Origin of the sequence: Chitinophaga ginsengisoli, assembly GCF_003014595.1 — a bacterium.
GTDB lineage: Bacteria > Bacteroidota > Bacteroidia > Chitinophagales > Chitinophagaceae > Chitinophaga > Chitinophaga ginsengisoli.
Genome location: NZ_PYGK01000011.1, coordinates 201,881 through 222,559, shown reverse-complemented (window position 1 = coordinate 222,559; position 20,679 = coordinate 201,881). Strand labels below are relative to the sequence as shown.

At 47.1% G+C, this 20,679-nt stretch carries 11 protein-coding genes; 10 read left to right on the top strand and 1 reads right to left on the bottom strand.

The window, feature by feature from the left end; translation table 11 throughout:
• The first annotated feature begins 141 nt into the window (after positions 1 to 141).
• Positions 142 to 3,168, top strand: coding sequence for a T9SS type A sorting domain-containing protein (locus CLV42_RS23535; protein ID WP_106604380.1), 3,027 nt, complete (start codon positions 142 to 144; stop codon positions 3,166 to 3,168).
• Between the two features lie 84 nt (positions 3,169 to 3,252).
• Here CLV42_RS23535 and CLV42_RS23530 read toward each other — a convergent pair whose 3' ends face one another.
• Positions 3,253 to 4,371, bottom strand: a complete 1,119-nt coding sequence (locus CLV42_RS23530; protein WP_106604379.1) for a pectate lyase family protein — start codon at positions 4,369 to 4,371, stop codon at positions 3,253 to 3,255.
• 246 nt (positions 4,372 to 4,617) lie between these two features.
• On the opposite strand from CLV42_RS23530, the gene CLV42_RS23525 reads away from it, so the two are divergent.
• The 9 genes from CLV42_RS23525 to CLV42_RS23480 all read left to right on the top strand — a co-directional run bounded on the left by CLV42_RS23525 (position 4,618) and on the right by CLV42_RS23480 (position 20,676).
• On the top strand, positions 4,618 to 5,583 hold the full coding sequence (locus CLV42_RS23525) for a DUF5996 family protein (protein ID WP_106604378.1): 966 nt from the start codon (positions 4,618 to 4,620) through the stop codon (positions 5,581 to 5,583).
• 233 nt (positions 5,584 to 5,816) lie between these two features.
• Entirely contained in the window at positions 5,817 to 9,311 is a 3,495-nt protein-coding gene (locus CLV42_RS23520; protein ID WP_106604377.1) for a gliding motility-associated C-terminal domain-containing protein, read from the top strand.
• Positions 9,312 to 9,404: 93 nt separating this feature from the next.
• Positions 9,405 to 12,005: a Kelch repeat-containing protein gene (locus CLV42_RS23515; protein ID WP_170117620.1), complete on the top strand. Its 2,601-nt coding sequence runs from the start codon at positions 9,405 to 9,407 to the stop codon at positions 12,003 to 12,005.
• Positions 12,006 to 12,588: 583 nt separating this feature from the next.
• A complete protein-coding gene (locus tag CLV42_RS23505; protein ID WP_106604374.1) occupies positions 12,589 to 15,816 on the top strand; it encodes a SusC/RagA family TonB-linked outer membrane protein in 3,228 nt (1,075 codons plus the stop codon).
• 12 nt (positions 15,817 to 15,828) lie between these two features.
• A complete protein-coding gene (locus CLV42_RS23500; RefSeq protein WP_106604373.1) occupies positions 15,829 to 17,652 on the top strand; it encodes a RagB/SusD family nutrient uptake outer membrane protein in 1,824 nt (607 codons plus the stop codon).
• Positions 17,653 to 17,667: 15 nt separating this feature from the next.
• Positions 17,668 to 18,375, top strand: a complete 708-nt coding sequence (locus tag CLV42_RS23495) for a DUF3823 domain-containing protein (RefSeq protein WP_106604372.1) — start codon at positions 17,668 to 17,670, stop codon at positions 18,373 to 18,375.
• Positions 18,376 to 18,399: 24 nt separating this feature from the next.
• Positions 18,400 to 19,335 carry a family 43 glycosylhydrolase gene (locus tag CLV42_RS23490; protein WP_211303519.1) on the top strand — a complete coding sequence of 312 codons (936 nt, stop codon included), beginning with the start codon at positions 18,400 to 18,402 and terminating at the stop codon, positions 19,333 to 19,335.
• Positions 19,336 to 19,504: 169 nt separating this feature from the next.
• Entirely contained in the window at positions 19,505 to 19,945 is a 441-nt protein-coding gene (locus CLV42_RS23485) for an SRPBCC domain-containing protein (RefSeq protein ID WP_106604370.1), read from the top strand.
• A gap of 140 nt (positions 19,946 to 20,085) precedes the next feature.
• Positions 20,086 to 20,676 carry an RNA polymerase sigma factor gene (locus CLV42_RS23480; RefSeq protein ID WP_106604369.1) on the top strand — a complete coding sequence of 197 codons (591 nt, stop codon included), beginning with the start codon at positions 20,086 to 20,088 and terminating at the stop codon, positions 20,674 to 20,676.
• The last annotated feature ends 3 nt before the right edge of the window (positions 20,677 to 20,679 follow it).

The window sequence follows — 20,679 nt, the reverse complement described above, 5'->3', positions numbered from 1 at the left end:
GCTGAAATCGTATCTTTATCCCGAAACCATATTCTTTTAAACTCTGTAAACCCATTACCTGATTCCATACCTGTTGATTTACAGTTCAATCTGTAGTAAACCCATCAACGCCCAGTATCTTTTCCCACTTAAATACTATATATGAAACACTCTCTATTACTATTTGCATGCCTGTTATGCGCATGCATCCTCAAGGCAGGTGATATTGTCCTGCCACCGGTATCTGCCTGGATTAAGTTCACAAATCCCGTACAATCTGGCAGCTTATCCTATGGCATTGAAAATAACCAGAGCGGTGAAGGCTACACGGAAATCGCTACTGTGGATGGTGTACCCTGCCGAAAGATCCCTGCGGGAAAGTTTATGTATGTACGTTGCGACAGAGCCGCTGTTCCCACCACGGCTAAAAAGGTGATCATGTCTGTCACCTATTATGACAACAGTATGAATTTCGTTTGGCTGAACTACACTCGTTCCGGTACCGGCTGGGGTGGCGCAGATTTTAAGAAGTCTAATACCGGGAAGTGGGTAACCCGACTGGTATTTCTGGAAGATGCGGGCTTAGACGGTAGCATGGGATATGGTGGCGATATCCGCCTGGGCTATGGCTCGGAGGATACTTACGTGAAAGACATCACGTTTTATGTCGGATCACTGAACCCGGATGCGCAGCCTGTTCCTGCCAGACCTAATAATCCAGCTTCTGAGTTTGTCGGTAAGTCCTTCGCAGGCTACCAGTTATGGCATGAAGCAGGTCCTAAGGCGGAGGACTGGAGCCACTGGGCGTATGATAAAGTACCGGCTGCCGGAAGAGGTAATCACAATACGGAGACATTCCCCCTGCTGGCGGATTATGAGAATAATCCCAATGTGCCAATGTATGCTACCAACTTCGCGAATCTCGGTAATGGGAAGCCGGCGAAGCTGTATAATTCTACTGATAAAGGTGTCATAGACGTGCAGATGGCGCTGCTGAAGAGAACAGGTTTTGATGGTGTGGCTATTCAGCGCAATGCACCAGTTGGCAGGAATATGAAATATACTTCTACGGATGATTATTATGTGCATATCAAAAACGCCTGTGAAGCTAATGGCAGGTTGTTCTATGTGATGTATTGTATGCCTGATCAGAACAATGGAGAAGTGAATTCCATTGACCTGGTGGAAGGCATTAAACGTGATTGGGTGTACCAGATGGAACAGATCTACGAACTGACTAAGTCCGGCGCTTATGCTACGGTAAATGGCAAGCCGGTCGTAGAGCTCTGGGGATTAGGCTACTCAACCATTCTCGTCGATAAGGCCCAGGCACTGGAATTGGCGCAGTTCTTCAAAGACCGCGGTTGTTATGTGATTGCGGGCGTACCAAGGGACTGGAGATTAAGAGATGCGGGCTCCCGTCCTGATTTCGAGGATGTGTACAAGGCATATAACATGATCTCTCCCTGGACAGTAGGCGTGTACAGCGATACAACAGGCGCAGATAATTTCAGGACGCAATCCCTGATCCCTGACAAACAGTATTGTGATCAGAACGGTATGGGATTCTATCCGGTGATATTCCCGGGAAGTGCCTGGTCGCAGCATGTATCAGGGTATCCGAACGATACCCGCAGACTGGGGGGTAAGTTCCTCTGGAAACAGGCCCGTAATATTAAGAGTGTAGGTGTGAAGTCTATGTATTACGCAATGCTGGATGAGTTCGAGGAGTCGACGAATATTATCAGTTCAGCGGTGGATTATTTTGATATCCCGACGGACCAGTATTTTGGTACACTGTCGATGGATGGTGTCTGGACCTCGTCTGACTATTACCTGCGTCTCGCTGGACAAGCAGCCCGTTTACTGACAAGTACAGAGACACCTGCGGAAATACCGATCCCTTATTCTCTGGGACCCATTTACTACCGGAACAGCTTTGAAAGCAGGGTAGCGAATTGTTTAATTAACAATGTGCCGCAGGATATTGTTTCACCGATTGATGCCTGCTTCTATAAGAATGCCGTGTTGTCGTCTGCGGGTGTGAGCAATACAACGGTAACTATTGACAATGCAGCCGCCTTCTCGAAAAGTGGCGTATATACTGTAAGGATCAATGGTACGGCTGCAGGAGCATCCTCTTACTATTATAAAATATCAGAAACAAAGATTGCAGTGAAAGCCAATATGCAACTGAGCTTCTGGAAATATACGGTGAATAATCCCGGCAGGTATACTTCTGTAGACCTGACATTCAAATCGGGTAAAGTACTGCGTAATCTGACAGCCTATAAGGACAACAACGGTAATGCCATGCATCCGAATGCAGGGCGCGGTACTGTAGGCAGCTGGGAAAAGTTTTCCTGCCAAATTGGTAGGGGAGAACTGATAGGGGATGAGATCACGGGTATCAGTATTGCTTATGATAATGCAGCGTTGAGTGGCAACTTTACGGCTTATTTTGATGATATCATCATTGAGGATGCAAAAGATACTACCATCACCAATCCGCCGTCGCCAGCGCCAATAGGCAGTACTATTTACCTGTATAATGATACGCTATTGGTGTGTTCAGAGAATGGTACACAGGCCATGAACTGTAACCGCACTGGCTTAGGACCATGGGAGAAATTTGTAGTGGTGGATGCAGGTAATAGCACTATTGCCCTGAAAGGTAATAACGGCCTTTATGTAACTGCTACCAGCCCGATGTACTGCACAGGCACGACCCTTGACAGCACCACCAGATTTAAATGGATCGTGTTGAGCAGCAATACTGTGGCTTTCCAGAGTTTGAAGGGCCAGTATATTTCTTCTGAGAATGGTACTAAACCGATGAATTGTAACCGTGCGGCTATTGGCGGATGGGAAACGTTCAGATGGGGAACTACCGCTGCAGCGAGATTGGCGCTTGTGGAGACGGCGAACAAAGTGACAAAGGCCGGTTTGAAGCTTTATCCCAACCCTGCAAGAGAGCAGGTAACATTGCAGTACCAGTTGCCAGCGGCAACAGATGCAGTGATAGAGATTTACAATTCAAATGGCGTGCTGGTAAAGACTTTAAGACAACATATTGCGGCGGGAGAACAACGTATATCCGTAGCTACGGGTAATCTGTCACCGGGTGTTTACTTAGTAAAAACTATTTCCAATGTGTCGATTGAGACGAAGAAGTTAGTAGTGGAATAATCAGCCCTTGCTGTGGTTTTGGTGGCAGGGATACAGTTAACTGTATCCCTGCTTTTTTTAAATAACTTCCGGACCCTTCTATCACTATAAAGATGAGCAGCTATTGCCTGCTAAAGTAGCGCCGGCACCGTTTGTTCCTGTTATAGTTGATTTTACAACAGCAGTATCAAGTACTGCAATGCTGTAAGGCGGTGTAAATGCTGTAACACCATTGCCTGCAGCTGTACCTGAAGTATTTGTAAATACATTGTTCTTCAGCTGCACAGCAGTAGCATTTTTATCCATCAGATCGATCGGATTTTTAACGTTCTCAAAGATGTTGGACTCCACTAACAGATTTGCTTCGAAACCAGCCTGTATGCAGCTCTTGCTGACAGTACTGCTGAAATAATTGTTGACAACATGTACCTGGCCAAAACGTACGCGTGGCATTCTCGCAACGCAGCCCTGTGCCCACCAGCATCTTACAAAAGTGATGCGGAAATGACCTCTGTCTGCGGTAGCGCCATCGCTGGAGCCGATCAGGTCAGAGAACCTGTGGTCATCTGCGCCACCAGGACCGCCTGCCTTTGGCGCTTTCAGGTAGTTGAATTTGCAGTAAGAAACGGTAATGTAATCTGAAGTGTTTTTAATGTCAAAGTTGCCATCTACACCATCTCTGAATTCGCAATGGTCTACCCATACGTTGGTGCATGCATCTAATGTGGCGTTATCCCAGCCATCTACATCATATGCACCCGGACCATCAAAGATCAGGTTGCGGATAATGATGTCTTTACATCTCTTGATGTAGATAATGCCTGACTTATCCTTGGTCTGGTCGGTCGATACCAGCGTAGCGCCCGGGCTGCCAAAGATGGTCTTGCCTGTCTGGTCCTGGAAGGAGATCCTGCCGCCGGACGGGATGGTAATGGTGCCATTTACCTGTATTACTTTAATGGCCGTGTTCTGAATAGCAGCTTTTAACGCATCATATGTAGCAACTACGGTAGGTTTTGCCGTGTCACCACCTTTGGTGCCTCCATTAACAGATGCCCATGCCTGTGCAGTACATGTTGTTGCAGCGGCAGCTACTTCGGCTGTAGCGCTGGCGGTATCAGTATTTGCTATGCCTGTGTCTGTTGTTTCGTTTTTTTGGCAACCGGCGAAAATAAATGTCATTAAAACAGTTATGCCTAAGTTGCGCAGGTAATTGGTTTTCATGGATACTTGGTTTTTCTTTAATGTTGACTTGATTAAATGTTCACTGTATGTGAAGGGCCCGTGAAGTTGTTTAGGTTATCAGGTGCTCATTGTTCGGGACAAATGTACAAACAAAATGATATAACGAAAATTGATTATTATTCGTTATGGTGTCATAAAATTACTTCTTCGGGGAAAGAATGCGGTACTGATTATTTCTTTAAATTACTGTAGAAAGATTACTCTCTTCATTTTCAATAGTTCGTTATGCAAGATGTTGCTTTAAAACAAGACACATGGCCAGTGTTAAATTATGGTGAACTCAAAGATACATTGGCAGCGGTTCATCTGTGGACGCAGATAGTAGGCAAGATCCGCCTCAGGAAGATGCCCTGGTTGAACCATTCCTGGCATGTTACACTATATGTTACGCCTTATGGTCTGAGCACGGAAAGCATGCCTTATGAGCATGGTGTTTTCCAGATAGACTTTGATTTCCAGCGTCATCAGTTGGTGATCGTCACCAGCACTGGTAAAAGAGAAACGGTTGAATTGAAGCCCCGGACAATAGCAGACTTCTACGGGGAGGTGTTTGAGAAATTAGATGCATCAGGCGTAGACGTTACCATCTATACAACTCCCAGTGAAATGGAAAATGCTGTTCCTTTTGAGGAAGACCATGCTCCGCGTGCCTATGACCGGCAGAAGATGGAAGACTACTGGCAGGCGCTTGTCAGGGTCCATAATGTATTTACACGTTTCAGGTCAAGCTTTACCGGCAAATGCAGTCCCGTACATCTTTTCTGGGGCGCTTTAGACCTGGTAGTTACCCGGTTTTCTGGCAGGGATGCACCTCCGCACACAGGCCAGGCGCCTAACATGCCGGCTGACGTAATGAAGGAGGCTTATTCTAAGGAAGTAAGCTCCTGTGGTTTCTGGCCAGGTAATGAACAATATCCGCACATAGTCTTTTACTCTTATTGTTACCCGGTGAATGAGGCATTTGGGGAACAGCCTGTCAAACCGGAAGGTGCTTTTTACAGCAAGGAGATGGGCGAGTTCTTCCTCCACTACGATATTGTTCAACAGGCGAAAGATCCGGAAAGGACCTTACTGGCCTTTTTGCAATCTACCTATGATGCTGCTGCGAATACAGGCCACTGGGACCGTAAGTCGCTGGAATGTGATCTGTCCTGGTATGAAAATGAATATGGGTGTTTCAGGCCCCTGTAAACTACAGGATAAATACCGGAAAGCGGGCATACGGACATGACGTATGTCCGCTTTCTGTATAGGGGTATAACACTTTTGTGCTATCCAAATCAACGTTTTGGGCTTGTTGCAGGTCTTTTAATGTTATTTTGTCTGCAGAATCCGCTTTCTATATTATATTCTTAATAAATATATGTATTTTTCGGCCAGGTAGACAAAAGACCCTACCTAGTATATCCCGAATATCGATTAACATGAAACCTACAACAGGTGTATTACTCCTGCTCGTTACCATATCTTGTTTTTGTGTGCTTACTCCAACCATGGCCGCCAATTTCATCGTCACTTCCAATGCGGACAGCGGACCAGGAACTTTAAGAGATGCAATCACTAAAGCTAACAGTAACGGTACTGCTACAAAAGACTATATTTATTTTAATCTTCCCGGCATTCAGCCGGCTGATGTGACTATTACATTGCTTACCGATCTGCCAGGACTAAGCAGCAATATTGCTGTTGATGCCTCTACACAGGCGGCTCCTTTATTGGGCGTCAGTGGGGCCAGGGTCATCCTGTATCGGCAGGTAACGGGTGCGCCCGCAACCTATTATGCCCTCCGTATCGACAATGCACAGCAGGTGGAGATATACGGACTGGCTATCAAGAATACATTGAATGCCAATATAGAAGGCCATGGTATTGAACTGGTCGGGACCTGTTCAGATATTATTATCGGCAGCTCCGGGAAAGGAAATATCATCAACGGTTATAAGTATTGCATTTACGGTGATTCAGGGAATTTCGATCCAAAAACTATCAGCAACCTTCTCATACAAAGTAATATCATTGGTTTTGAAGAGGATGGTGTAACGGCCACTGCGCAGTTATCCAGCTATCAGCCTATCCTGTTGACGCATTTGAATGGTGTAACGCTGGGTGGCAATCTGCCTGGCCTGGGCAATGTGATCATGGGGAACTTTTATGGGGTGTCATTAAGAACCGAGACAGGTGATGTGGTGGTATCTTTTAATAAGATCGGTACTGATGTCAACGGTACCGGTGTAATGAATTTCAGTATCACTGATGATATGTTGGGGATATATGGCAGTACCACCAGCAATGTGCAGATCACTGATAACCAGATAGCAGGTGTCAGCATCCACGGTATCGGAATAGTGGGCTTGCAGAACGCTTCTTTCAGGATATTAAGAAACAAGATAGGAACAGAGGTGACAGGTCAGAGTGTGTTGGGACAACGCTCCTCAGGGATATTGATCACTGACTGTAATCAGGGGATTATAGGCGGTTCGTTGGCCGACAAGAATATCATTGCCGGATGTTATGATGCACCGGTTACTGTTGTTAATGCTTATCGCGTAACGGTATCACAGAATGAAATGTTCTGTAACAGTGTTACTTCCCTTAATCAGAATCCTGCAAACAGCATCCGGATGGGGAACTGGAATCCATCGGATGGCCGACCAATGCCGTTTGTACATGTCACTGCCTGTACTGCTACCACATTAAGCGGAACAGCGACGCCTAATGCGAAGATGGAAGCGTTCATTCCTTACAGATGCAGCGGATCACAGAAGTGTGATGGCAGGAACTATATCGAGACCTTTTTTGCAGGAGCAGATGGCAAGTGGACATATGCACTGAAAGGCAGGGACGGTGTCATCCTATCTGCCACCGATGCGGCGGGAGCGACCTCGGATTATAGTAATCCTGTATGGAGTGAGACAATTGCACTCGAACGTAGTATTACGCATACTGCCTGTGGTAAAAGCACAGGTAGCATCCCCAATAAATTACTCTACAATGCCACACCTTTCCATTGGGAAGATGCTGCCGGCAATACTGTCGGAACAGATACGGCACTGAAGAATGTCCCTGCCGGTAAATACAGGCTGGTCATGTACGGAGGCGGGTGTAACAAACCTGAGTGTATCGTCTATTCTCCTTACTTTGAAGTAAAGGATGAAACCCCACTTGTAAACGCAACTACAGCTGTGATCTCACCTGCTACTTGTGGAACCAACAACGGGAGTATTAACGGATTACAGTTACAGGGGATTAATCTGAAATTCGCATGGCGCAATGCCGCAAACGTTGTAGTGGGGACTGGGCCGACCATTAACAATCTCGCGCCTGATAGCTATACACTGACTATTACAGATACCGTTAACGGATGTACCGCCGTCGGAGGACCGTTTGTGATCAAGGGAGTATCCGCCCCGGTGTTGGATGCCACTGGTGCAGTGGTAAAAGATGCGATATGCAGTCAGCCTACCGGTGGTATTACAGGATTGAAAGTGACCGGTACAGGCGTTATTACATATACCTGGAAAGATGCCAATCAGCAGGTAGTGGGGACAAGCCCTGACCTGACCAATATGCCGGCAGGTGTATACACTTTGTCTTTTACGGATGAATCTAATTGTCCGGCCTTACCTTCAGCGGCGTTTACTGTTAATGCGCCTGGTGTGATCACCATTGACCAGAGCAGGGTCGTGATAAAAGAAGCGTCATGCGCGGCAGATGATGGTGGCGTGACCGGCCTGCAAGCCACTAATGCGGAGACTGTGCGTTGGGTAGATCAGAGCGGTGTAACCGTAGGCAACAGTCTTGATCTGACCAATATGCCGGCAGGTATATATACTTTACAGATCAGCAATACCATAGGATGTGCTGCAACGGCTGATTTCACGGTTCCCAAACACAAGCCATTGCCGATGAACGTTGCCCAGATCAACACACAGAATCCGGTTTGTAATCTGCAGAACGGTAGCGTGACCGGCCTGGTTGTTGTAGGTGGGACTCCCGCCAGTTACAAATGGTTTGACCAGAGCGGTACGCTGCTCAGTCAGAATAAAGACCTGATAAATGTAGGGGATGGTACCTACAGGGTATATATTACTGATATAGAACAATGTGAGCAGCTGGTGACAACTGTCAATCTGAAGACGCCCAATCTGCCTGTAATAGATGATAAATCCGCGTACGTGATCGATGATGTGTGTAACACGACCTCCGGCATGATAACCGGTATCAGCGTGGCGGGAAAACTACCACTCTCGTATGCCTGGTTGAATGCCGACAGCACTGTCATTTCGACTTTCCTGCGGGCAGATGGTCTGCCGGGTGGCGACTATACATTGCAGGTAACGGATGGTTACGGATGTATTGTTTACAGCCGTCCTTTTCCTGTGCTGATGGTAGACATCCTCTTACTGGCTCCCGCGCCTAAAGATGTGACTATCTTAAAAGGAATGACAGCAGAGATCAAAGTCAACGACAAACGTGTCGGTAACTATACATTATTCAAGCCTGGTACAGAGTGGTCGGAAACCAATGATACGGGTCTGTTCAGGATATCCGGTATTACTGAAACCACGACTTTCGGAATGAATTATCAGTTCGGGGATTGCATAAGCCCGACATCCACCGTCAAGGTATATGTGATTGATGCCATTAAAGTGGTTGCGCCGACAGCCTTTTCACCCAATGGAGACGGCCATAATGATATATTCAAACCGAAAGGGTATGGTGTAGCGGCCTACACTAACTTTAGTGTGATGGATCGCTGGGGTAATGTCGTGTTCACTACTAAAAATATTGACACAGGATGGGATGGTACTTATCGTGGTAAGAAAGTAGAAGCGGGTGGCTATGTTTGGATGTTGCAGGGAATTGATATCCTGGGGCATCCTGTTCAGGAGAAAGGGGCAGTACTTGTCGTCTATTAAGCCGGGTGATAAAAAAATACGTGTGAGGTTGCGCAATACAACTTAATATTGTTTTTTTGCTTAAGTATGTATCGATCCCTCCTTACACTATTTTTGTTACTCATTTTTAATACCATAGGACAGGCACAATCTTATTTATCCTATGGACTGGCGTTCAATGGACATGAGGCTGTTGCCGAGAAAAGGACCGCGTTTGAAATTGCTACTGAAAAACCGCTCTGTTTCTCCGGTACCATACGGCTTGAATTTGATCTGAACTTCGTATCCTACAATCATATCTATTTTGGTTACATACTTCGTATTATTAATGACAACCAGAATATTGACCTGATCTATGATCAGAAGACTTCCCTATTCCGGGTGATTTCCGGTCAGCATTTTTTCAATATATCCTTCTCCTGTGATGCCTGGAAGTTGTACAATGAATGGAACAGGGTATCAATTACCATGGACCTGGAAAAGAAGCAGATATCGCTGGCTGTTAATAATAAGAGCGTAGGCAGCTCCACCTTCTCGTTCAAAGGGAATTGTTTCAAATTTCTGTATGGGGCGAATGACGACGAGAGATTTCATACCCGGGATATTCCACCTATGCGCATCAAGGATATCCGGATCTTTCAGGATGAACAGCTTAACTGTCACTGGCCACTGGAGGAAGTAGCTGATACGCTCTGTTATGACGATGTCCGCCAGGAGCCTGCGAAGGTGAAGAACGGTGTATGGCTGAAACCGGGTCATCAATACTGGAAGACAATTGGTTCTTTTCAGATGAACGGGAACGCAGTGGTAGCGTTTGATCAACGAAACGAACAGCTGCTCCTCACAGGGATTGATTCCATTGTCACTTATGATTTGCGCCAGCAACAGCATGCCAGAACGGCAAAGGCTGCAGGGCAGGAGAATATCCTGATAGGGTGCCAGAGCATCTACGATACGCTCAGTAACCAGTTGTATAATGTCTACATCGACCAGAAGAAGGTGGCGGTGTACAGCCCCGAACATCCGCAGTGGACAACCACTTTCCCCGATACCATACTTACCGAATTCTGGCATGCCAATAAATTCATTTCTCCGGTAGATACTGCCTTGTACATCGTTGGTGGATATGGGCAGTTGAAATATAAAAACGTTGTACAACGATGGCAACCGCGTACGGGTAAATGGGAGCTATTGTCTGCCGGTGGCAACTTTTTCCCGCCACGTTATCTGGCGGGCTTAGGGCTGAATGCCAGTGGCGACACGGCTTTTATTCTCGGCGGCTATGGCAGTATGACTGGCGATCAGATGTTGGACCCCCGCGGGTATTATGACCTTTTTGCTTTTGACGTACGCAGCCGGACGTTCAGGAAGCGCTTTAGCCTGGATTCTGTGTATGGCAGCTTCACGTTTGCCAATAGCCTGATAATAGATGCGAAGAGAAGACAATATTACGGGCTGGTATTTTCCAAGGATAGCTTTAATTCCCGTTTACAACTCATCCAGGGATCACTAGACAGGCCGGTATATAAACTGACTGCTACGACTATTCCTTATTCCTTTTATGATGTGCAGTCTTTCGCCGACTTGTATTATGCTCCCGGTGTCGGTAAGCTGATCGCCGTGACCCTGTTGTATGATGATCAGGAACTCCGCCAGCGGAAAACAAATGTGAACGTTTATACGATTGATTTCCCGCCGCTCGATCTTGGACCGGTAGAAGAGAAAACAAGCGGCAGCAAGGAGCTTTTGTCTAAGTGGCTCATTTTCATACTGTTGTTTTTTGTGCTTGCCATAGGTGCTTTATGGTGGCGGTTCAGGAAAGTTGTTTTGCAGAAGGGCAGGGAAACCGACGTCGCTAATAAGGTGGAAAAGGTGGAAGGAGAATCGGAAGCGGAACTCCCGCAAACGGTTACAGCACCTTTAGCAGAAGCCCCCTATTCAGAAGAGTTGACAACACCTGAAAACGAGCCTTCGGAAGTACCGGAAGCTCTCAGGTCATGTATACGCCTTTTTGGCCCTTTTCAAGCCTTTAATAGCGAGGGAGAGGAGCTGACCGGACTATTTACCCCACTGATGAAAGAACTGTTGCTCCTGATCCTGATTTACACGGTAAGGACTGGTCAGGGTATCACTGCTGATGAGCTGAATGAGATCCTTTGGAATGGGAAGTCGGCCAAGGATGCCAAGAATAACCGATCGGTGAACCTCGCCAAGCTGAAAAGCATCCTGGAGAAGATCGGAAACTGTATGGTCAATAAGAAGTCAGTATACTGGCAGTTCCAATATACAGAGGATAACTTTTATCTTGATTATGAACGATTTGTCAGCCTGACCAGAAGAAAGGCTGCGATAGACAGGCCGTTTATAGCCGAGTTGTTGAAGGTGGTTGAAACAGGGGCTTTTCTGGCTAAGACGGAATACGACTGGCTGGATGATATCAAAGCGGAAGTGAGCAATGCTGTTATTGACCTTAGCCTGGGATACCTGAACGAAGACACACAGGTGGGGGAAGACCCGGAATTTGTGATACGGGTGACGAATGCTGTCTTCCTTTTTGATCGCCTGAATGAGGAGGCGCTGGAGTATAAGTGTAAGAGTCTGATACAGTTAAAGCGGTATTCATTAGCGAATAATACCTACGAAAAATTCGTAAAAGATTACAGGGATATTTATGGGGATGAGTTTTATAAGTCGTTTAATGATGTGATCAGGTAGTTTTTTAGTCCGGTTGGTATTCGATAGGGATTCGGTGCGAGTATCCTACCGGTTCCCACCTATAGGCTCTCTAGTCCTACATTATAGGCACTATTCTATAGCGATCGCTATAGGAAGTGCCTATAATGCTATAGTAGAGGGCCTATAGGATATAGCTTCTACCGAATCTCCACCGAATACGTACCGAATTTATACGCGGGATATCCCGGGGTTTCTCGAATTCCCCCGGGGTTGGAAACCTGGGCTACAAACAAAACATCCCCTAACGGGGTTAATTGGCGTTTTGTTATAGTTACCGGATTCCCCGGATCCCGTTTCCGATGAAAGTTTTTTTTAAAGAATTTCACAATTAATCCGCGCATTAACCCTTTTGTTAAGCCTTTTTTAATCTCCCGGATAGTTTATTACACTCAGTTGCGTAAGGTCTGATTATCAGTTCTCTTTGAAGGGGACTTTATTAATCTATGTCATGTCTTTGTCTTCCTGGATCAGCATTAATAGTATTTGAATCGCATAAAGAGTTTATTCCTGTTATGAAATCAGAGATCTACAGACCTCCTTGTTAAAAGCAAAGCTTGCAAATATGAAAAGACCCACGTTTGACGCATGCGTCCATGTTATGAAAAATACGGGCAGAAAGAGCCTGTTGTTTCGGTTACTGTTTATCGGCGCCCTCATTTTATCCGGGGTGGAGAAGGGCGCCGCACAAAAAAGGGATAACGCCGGCCAGGTATTGTCCAGGACCATTACCGGCCAGGTCGTCGATTCGGCTAACGGGAATGTCCTGCAGGGGGTGACCATCGGTATTGCCGGTACACAATTAGGGGCTATTTCCGACAGGGAAGGTCGCTTTACGGTCAAAGTGCCGGAGGGGGCACCCATATCCCTATACGTTCGCCTGGTGGGCTACCGGGAGCTGAGAATACCCTATACTGGCTCCGGGAATGTAGTGGTACGCCTGCCTGCTACGGCTGCTGGTCTGAACCAGGTGATCGTAACAGGATATGGTACCCAGCGAAAGGCGACAGTAACGGGCGCCGTTTCTGTGATCAGGGCCAGTGAGCTGGTCGTGACCAAGAATGAGAACGTCATCAACATGATGACGGGTAAACTGCCTGGCCTGCGTGTGGTGCAAAAAAGCAGTGAGCCGGGTGCCTATGACAATGTGTTTGACATCCGCGGGATGGGCAATCCCCTGGTGGTCATAGATGGGGTACCACGGAGTAGCGGCGACCTTTCCAGGATGGACCCCAATGAGATAGAGAGTATCTCTATCCTGAAGGACGCCTCGGCGGCTGTTTATGGGGTGCGGGCTGCAAACGGCGTGATCCTGGTGACCAGCAAAAAAGGCACCCGTAGTCAGACGGGTAAGTTTGACATCACCTATGCCGTGAACCAGAGCTGGCAGCAATTCCTCAATGTACCACAAGGGGTGGATGCACTGCAGTATATGATGCTGAAGAACGAAAAACAGAAGCGTGACTTCGGCAACAACTTCTATAACCAGATGCCGCCTGCCTTCTCTGATGCGGATATGGAATTGTACCGCAATGGTACACTAAAATCGTCCGATTGGGTAGGTGCTACTATGAAGGAGTTTGCGCCGGAGATACAGCACACTCTGAGCGTGAATGGTGGTAACGATAAGGCCAACTACTTCTTTAACCTGGGTTATTTCAACCAGGATGGTTTATTCCGCAGCGGGGATATGAATTACGACCGCTGGAACTTCCGTTCGAACATCAACGCGAAGATCACGGATAGAATGCGGGCACAGTTGCTGCTCTCAGGGTATACCGATACCAAAAACCAGCCGGGTGGCAGGGGTATATGGGAGATGTTTAAATATACCTGGAACCAGCTGCCGACCGACCAGATCTATGCGAATAACAATCCTCAGTATCCTCACCTGATGCCTGACAATGCCAATCCGGTGATAATGACAAACGCGAACTATGTAGGCAGCCAGGCATTTAAAAACAAGAACTTCCAGGGACAGCTGGCATTGGAGTATGATATACCGGCTATTGAAGGTCTGATGGCCAGGGGAATGTGTAACTACGGTTTCAATATTGTAGACAATACGATGGTGAAGAAGTCTTACTCACTCTTTGAATACGACCGGCAGAATGATAAATACATCGGAACGCTGGTCAATGCTCCATCCACTGTTAACCGCACTTATGGTAACAACACTTCTACGCTATACCAGTTATCACTGAACTATACAAGGAAATTCGCCGGCAGACATAATGTGACCGGCTTGGTGTTGTATGAAGAAAGTCATTCCACGGCGGATAACTTCTACGCACAGCGCGAGTTCTCCCTGGGCCTTCCTTACCTGTTTGCCGGCGATGCAGGCAATCAGCTGGGTAGCATGGATGGCAATGGCCTGTGGGAGACGGTGAATAAGGGCATCGTGGGTAAGGTGAATTACGATTTTAAAGGCAAATACCTGCTTGATTTCAGTTTTAGGTATGACGGGTCCAGTAAGTTCAAACCAGGGGCGCAATGGGGCTTTTTTCCGGCAATATCGGGCGGCTGGCGTTTGACTGAAGAGCCTTTCTTCCAGCGGTTGGTGTCTCCCAATATTCTGAGCAACCTGAAACTACGCGCTTCCTATGGCAAGACGGGGGATGATGGCGCTACCGGCTTCCAGTACATATCCGGGTATAATTACCCTTCTCCGGGTTATTTCTTCGGCGGTAACTATGTGAACGGCATGGCTTCCCGGGGTGTGGTGAATCCGGACCTGACCTGGTATACGGCGAAGACCCTCAATATGGGTATCGACTTCGATCTCCTGAAAGGAATGATCGGTGGTTCTGTGGATTATTTCATCAGGAACAGAGATGGTCTGCTGGCTACGAGAACCACTACGCTGCCGGGTACTGTGGGGACCAATCTGCCACAGGAAAACCTGAACAGCGACCGGACAAGGGGGATTGAGATTGTGCTTACACATCGTAATACTGTCGGTGATTTCAGTTACAATATCAGCGCGAATGTAGCTTCCACACGCACGATGCTGCGCACTGTGCAGCAAACCCGTGCAGGTAACTCCTATGAGAACTGGAAGAACTCCCAGCAAAACCGCTACACCAATATCTGGTGGGGAAAACAATATGGTGGTCAGTTTACTTCCTATGACCAGATCTACCAGTACAATGTCAATACCGGTGGTGGTAACCAGAACGTGGTGCCGGGCGATTACTATTACCAGGACTGGAATAATGATGGCGTGATTGACGGCAAAGATGAATCGCCGATCGCAGTCAGAGATCTTCCGCTGATCAACTTCGGGATGACCCTTGGAGCCGCATGGAAAGGTATTGACTTCAATATGCTCCTGCAAGGCGCTACCGATTTCTATGTACAGTATGCCGAGCAGATGGCGGAGCCACTGATGTATGGCCGTAGTGCGCTCACGCCCTTCCTGGACAGATGGCATACAGCTGATCCCAATGCAGATGTATTTGACCCTAATACGCAGTGGATACCCGGTAAATATCCTGCTATGGGTTCGCCGGTGGCAGAAGGCACCAAGGCTGTGCAGGATGCCAGTTACCTGAGGATTAAAAGCCTGGAGATTGGTTATACTATTCCCAGGAAACTGCTCAGCCATATCGGTATCAGCAATCTGAGAGCATACATCAACAGTTACAACCTGGCCACTTTCACCGGTTTAAAGAACAGCGATCCTGAGCATCCCGGTTCTGTGGCCAATGGTGCTGACTGGAACTATTCCCAGGGGGGATATAAATATCCTATGAACAGGACATTCAGTGTAGGAGCCAGTGTTACTTTTTAAACTGAAAACAACATGAAGAACAAGATATATATAAGCATCATCGCTATACTGGCAGTACTGTTACAGCCTTCCTGCAGGGACCTGAATATTGATCCGCTGAACGTGATCCAGGACAAGGACGTTTTCGGTACGGAGGCAGGTGTAAAGGGATACCTGGCTACTGTATACAGGACTTTGCCAATAGAAGATTTCTACTATCGCCAGGAAGGTTCCGGTTTTAACAGGCAGTGGGAACACTTTTATCATCCCGGTGCGCTTTGCGGAGAGCTGGTAGGGCCTTACGGTAGTACCTACGACGGTGCTGGTGGTTTCGGTTACTGGCCCTATGGGGATATCCGTACGGTCAATTATTTTATCGAGAACCTGCCTGTTTTCGGTACCGGCTTTTCAAAGGAGCAGATCGATGCCTGGTTAGGAGAGGCCTACTTCTGCAGGGCGTACTTCTACTTCGCGCTGGTGAAACGTTACGGTGGGATCCCTATTATCAGGAAAGTGCAGCATTATCCTGAGCAAAGCCTGGAAGAGCTGCAGGTGCACCGGGATAAGGAAGTGGATGTATGGAATTTTATATCAGATGACCTGGACAGCGCTTACAATAAAATGCCGGCAAACAATGAAAGAGGGCGTGCTAACCGTTATGTGGCGGCGGCGCTGAAATCGAGGGCGATGGTATACGCAGGTAGTATTGCCAGGTATGGTTCGGAGAACTTTGTAGCCGGTGAAGCGCGTGACCTGGGATATGCCGGTATTCCGGCATCAGCGGCACCCGGTTTCTTCCAAAGGGCCTGGGATGCGGCCAAACTCCTGGAAGGGCATTATAGTCTGTACCGTAAGAAGACGGATAAAGAACAGAACTATGTAGACCTTTTCCTGGATAAGGAAAGCACAGAGAATATCCTCGTGAGAGATTATTCACTGACCACCGGTACAGCACACAGCTGGGACGCTACCATGACCTGCCGTTTTATGACTGCGGATGGTCTTTCCCGCGCATATCCGACCCTGGAGCTGGTAGAACGTTTTACAGGACTGCTGCCGGTAGTGAATGCCGATGGTACGCCCCGCCGTTTTGATAATACCAGCCAGCTGGCGCAAGGCCTGGAGCCGCGCCTGTTGGCAACCATATACTTCCCGGGGGCTACACTGAGGGGTAAGCAGTTCGATATGCAGCGCGGTATTTATGAACACTTTGCAGGTACTGCTGCGGATGAATTGGGACAGAACCCTCCGAACAGGCCATTCAGACACCTGGCAGGTAAAACAGAGACCTTATTCAATGGTATGCGTATCATAGGATTCACTGGTATCAGTACCGATGGTGATGATTTTACCCGTACCGGCTTCTATATACGGAAATACATAGATTATAACCGTGTCCAATCCCAATGCGGACTATATATGAGCACCCAGAGCTGGATAGATATGCGTTATGCGGAAGTGTTGCTGAACAGGGCAGAGGCGGCTTTTGAACTGAATAACCTCGCTGATGCCCGAAATATGATCAATGATATCAGAGACCGTGCGGGGGCGCCTTTGTTGACCGGTGCATTTACAATAGACACCGTGCGTAATGAGCGCTGTAAAGAACTGGCCTTCGAAAAACAATACTGGTGGGATCTCAGGAGGTGGCGTATAGCAGACAGGTTGCTGGATAATACCAAATATCACGCAATGATGCCATACTATATTGCTGATGAGCAGAAATACATTTTCCTCAGAGAGCTTGAGCCCTTCCAGCGTTCCTACAACTTTGAGAAGAAGTATTACTACGAGCCTATCCCAGGGGGAGAACTGGGTAAGAACCCAAACCTTTATCCTAATAACCCTAACCACTAAATTAAATCGACTACCATGCAAAAGATCATAAAAGGATTGTTTATCTTACTTACTGTCGTAATGGTATCTTCCTGTAGTAAGGAAGATAATTTCGACGGCCCTGATGCCGCTTTTAAGGGTAGACTGTTAGACAATGATTCGAAAGAGAACTTCCTGACCGAAACAGGTGGCGTGCAGATCAAACTGGAAGAACTGAGCTGGAGCGCTACACCTACACCTCAGTATATTCCTTCCAAAATTGATGGCACCTTTGAAGATACAAAGCTGTTCAGCGGTCATTACCGTGTAACGCCAGTCAATGGTGCTTTCTGGCCGGTAGAAGGTGTTGAGATGGACATCAATGGTACCACTACACACGATTTCACGTTGACACCTTACCTGCGCATTACCCAGTTCACGCATGAGTTGGAAGGTACCACGCTGATCATGCGGTTTAAGCTGTCTGCACCGGTGGAAACAGGTCTCCCCAGGATACTGGATGTCAAGCCTTTCGTGAATACGAGTGACTATGTAGGCAGCGGCGCCACCATCAGTCAGTATACAGATGCTAACAAGGTTGATATCAACAGCAGCTGGTCGGCCGATATTGCTGCGAAGACCTATGAACTACGGGTACCCAATCTGAAGACGGCCAGAACGTTCTATGCAAGAGTGGGGGTGAGGGTGGATGATAGTTTTAAGCAGTTTAATTATTCACAGGTCATTGAAGTTAAAGTACCATAATATAAGTCACAAAGTTTCAGGACTATGCAAAAGATCAACAGCATGCGTGCGCGTTTATTTTTCTTAATTCTACTGTCGGCCTTTTCATCCACGGCACAGAAAAACCCCTTTATTACAGAAATGTACACGGCTGATCCATCGGCACATGTATGGTCAGACGGACGATTGTATGTATATGCTTCTCATGATATTGCCCCACCAAGAGGTTGCGACCTGATGGACCAGTATCATGTGTTCTCTACTGATGATATGGTCCACTGGAAAGACCATGGCGAGATACTGCGCGCCAGTCAGGTACCCTGGGGCAGAAAAGACGGCGGTTTTATGTGGGCGCCTGACTGTGTGTTCAGGAAAGGCGTCTATTATTTTTACTTCCCTCATCCCAGCGGAGACGAATGGAATAAGACCTGGAAAATAGGCGTGGCCACCAGCAACAGTCCGGCGGGTGGTTTCAAAGTACAGGGATATCTACCTGATCTTGAACCGATGATCGATCCCTGTGTATTCATTGACGATGACGGTCTTGCCTACTTCTACTATGGCGGTGGCGGCGTTTGTAAAGGCGGTAAGCTGATGGACAACATGATGGAAATAGACGGCACCCTGCAGCCAATGGAAGGACTGGTAGATTTTCATGAAGCCACCTGGGTGCATAAGCGGGACGGAGTCTATTATTTATCTTATTCCGATAATAATGACAAGGATGGTAAACATAACCAGATGCGTTATGCTACCAGTGACAGTCCGCTAGGCCCCTGGACGTACAAGGGAATTTATATGGACCCTACAGACAGCTACACCAACCATGGGTCTATTGTCGAATACAAAGGTCAATGGTATGCATTCTATCATAACAGTGCATTGTCACATCACGACTGGCTGAGGTCGATCTGTGTAGATAAACTCTTCTATAATGAAGACGGTACCATCCAGAAAGTGGTACAGACAACGGGAAAATAAGGAACAGCCTGTTCTATCTATAGCGGACTAAGGGGCATTCCAGGTGACTGGTTTGCCCCTTTAAAATGTCGTAATTGCACCGCTTGTTGAAGTGAAAAGAATTTCATCTTTGTTGTGCGAACAAAGCTTTCCATTACTCATACGTTTACAAACACTTAAAACACATGTTATGGAAAAACATGAATTCAAGATCACTATCAACGGACCCCGCGAAAAGGTGTGGAAGACACTCTGGGACGATGCTTCCTATCGTGAATGGACATCCGTCTTCGCCCCCGGATCATGCGCTAAAACAGACTGGAAGAAAGGCAGTGAAGTCCGGTTTCTCGATGAAAAGAATGACGGTATGTTATCAAGAATAGAAGAGAATATTCCTAATGAGTATATGTCAATAGAACATCTCGGATACGTAAAGAATGGTGTGGAAGACCGGGAAAGTGAGGAGGTGAAGAAATGGACCGGCGCACATGAGAACTATACACTGAAAAGTGTGGGCGGACATACAGAACTGGTGGTAGACATGGATATTGTGGATGAGTATAAGGACTATTTTGTCAACACCTGGCCGAAGGCGCTGGAAAAAGTGAAAGAGCTGTCAGAACAGCATTAGCCAGTCTTGCACTAACGATCATATTATTATAAGGTCGTTCCTCTTCCGGGGAGCGGCTTTTTTGTTCTATTATAACAAAGCAGCATTTTTTATTACATTAGCCCCCAAATTCAACCAAAAAGTGAGGGAATGGAGGTCGCATGCCGGAGATCCTAGACAATGAAACAGCATTACTCGAAAGAATGGCGAAGGGTGATAAAGATGCCTTTCAGGTAATCTATTATCATTATGCCCCAAGAATATACGGCAAGCTGCTGAAACTGTTACATTCCGAAGATCTGGCCGCAGAGCTGCTACAGGAGGTATTTATTATCGTCTGGCAAAAACATGCGCTGATCGACCCCGGGCGTTCGTTCCGGTCCTATCTGTTTAAAATAGCAGATAACCTGGCTATAGATCTTTTTCGGAAGGCCAATCGTAGCACACAGCTGATCAACCGCCTGCTGGAGGCCAGTATTGATCACTATACACATACGGAAGAACGGCTGGAGCAAAAAGAGAATGCATTCCTGCTCCAGACAGCCATTGACGCCTTACCCCCGCAACGTAAACTGGTATTTACCCTCTGTAAACTGGAGGGCAAGAGTCATGATGAAGTAAGCCGGTTATTAGGTATTTCTACATCTACCGTTAATAATCACGTAGTTAAGGCTACCCAATTCCTGCGGGAATACCTGGCCGGTCGTCCGGATATTACCGGGATGCTCCTGCTCTATTTTTTATTTAAATAAATT

What these genes read in the sequence shown, in the direction of transcription:
- CLV42_RS23480 (WP_106604369.1), top strand. Translation starts at nt 20,086, where the DNA reads ATGCCGGAGATCCTAGACAATGAAACAGCATTACTCGAAAGAATGGCG.
- CLV42_RS23500 (WP_106604373.1), top strand. Translation starts at nt 15,829, where the DNA reads ATGAAGAACAAGATATATATAAGCATCATCGCTATACTGGCAGTACTG.
- CLV42_RS23490 (WP_211303519.1), top strand. Translation starts at nt 18,400, where the DNA reads ATGCAAAAGATCAACAGCATGCGTGCGCGTTTATTTTTCTTAATTCTA.
- CLV42_RS23520 (WP_106604377.1), top strand. Translation starts at nt 5,817, where the DNA reads ATGAAACCTACAACAGGTGTATTACTCCTGCTCGTTACCATATCTTGT.
- CLV42_RS23525 (WP_106604378.1), top strand. Translation starts at nt 4,618, where the DNA reads ATGCAAGATGTTGCTTTAAAACAAGACACATGGCCAGTGTTAAATTAT.
- CLV42_RS23505 (WP_106604374.1), top strand. Translation starts at nt 12,589, where the DNA reads ATGAAAAGACCCACGTTTGACGCATGCGTCCATGTTATGAAAAATACG.
- CLV42_RS23530 (WP_106604379.1), bottom strand. Translation starts at nt 4,371, where the DNA reads ATGAAAACCAATTACCTGCGCAACTTAGGCATAACTGTTTTAATGACA.
- CLV42_RS23535 (WP_106604380.1), top strand. Translation starts at nt 142, where the DNA reads ATGAAACACTCTCTATTACTATTTGCATGCCTGTTATGCGCATGCATC.
- CLV42_RS23485 (WP_106604370.1), top strand. Translation starts at nt 19,505, where the DNA reads ATGGAAAAACATGAATTCAAGATCACTATCAACGGACCCCGCGAAAAG.
- CLV42_RS23495 (WP_106604372.1), top strand. Translation starts at nt 17,668, where the DNA reads ATGCAAAAGATCATAAAAGGATTGTTTATCTTACTTACTGTCGTAATG.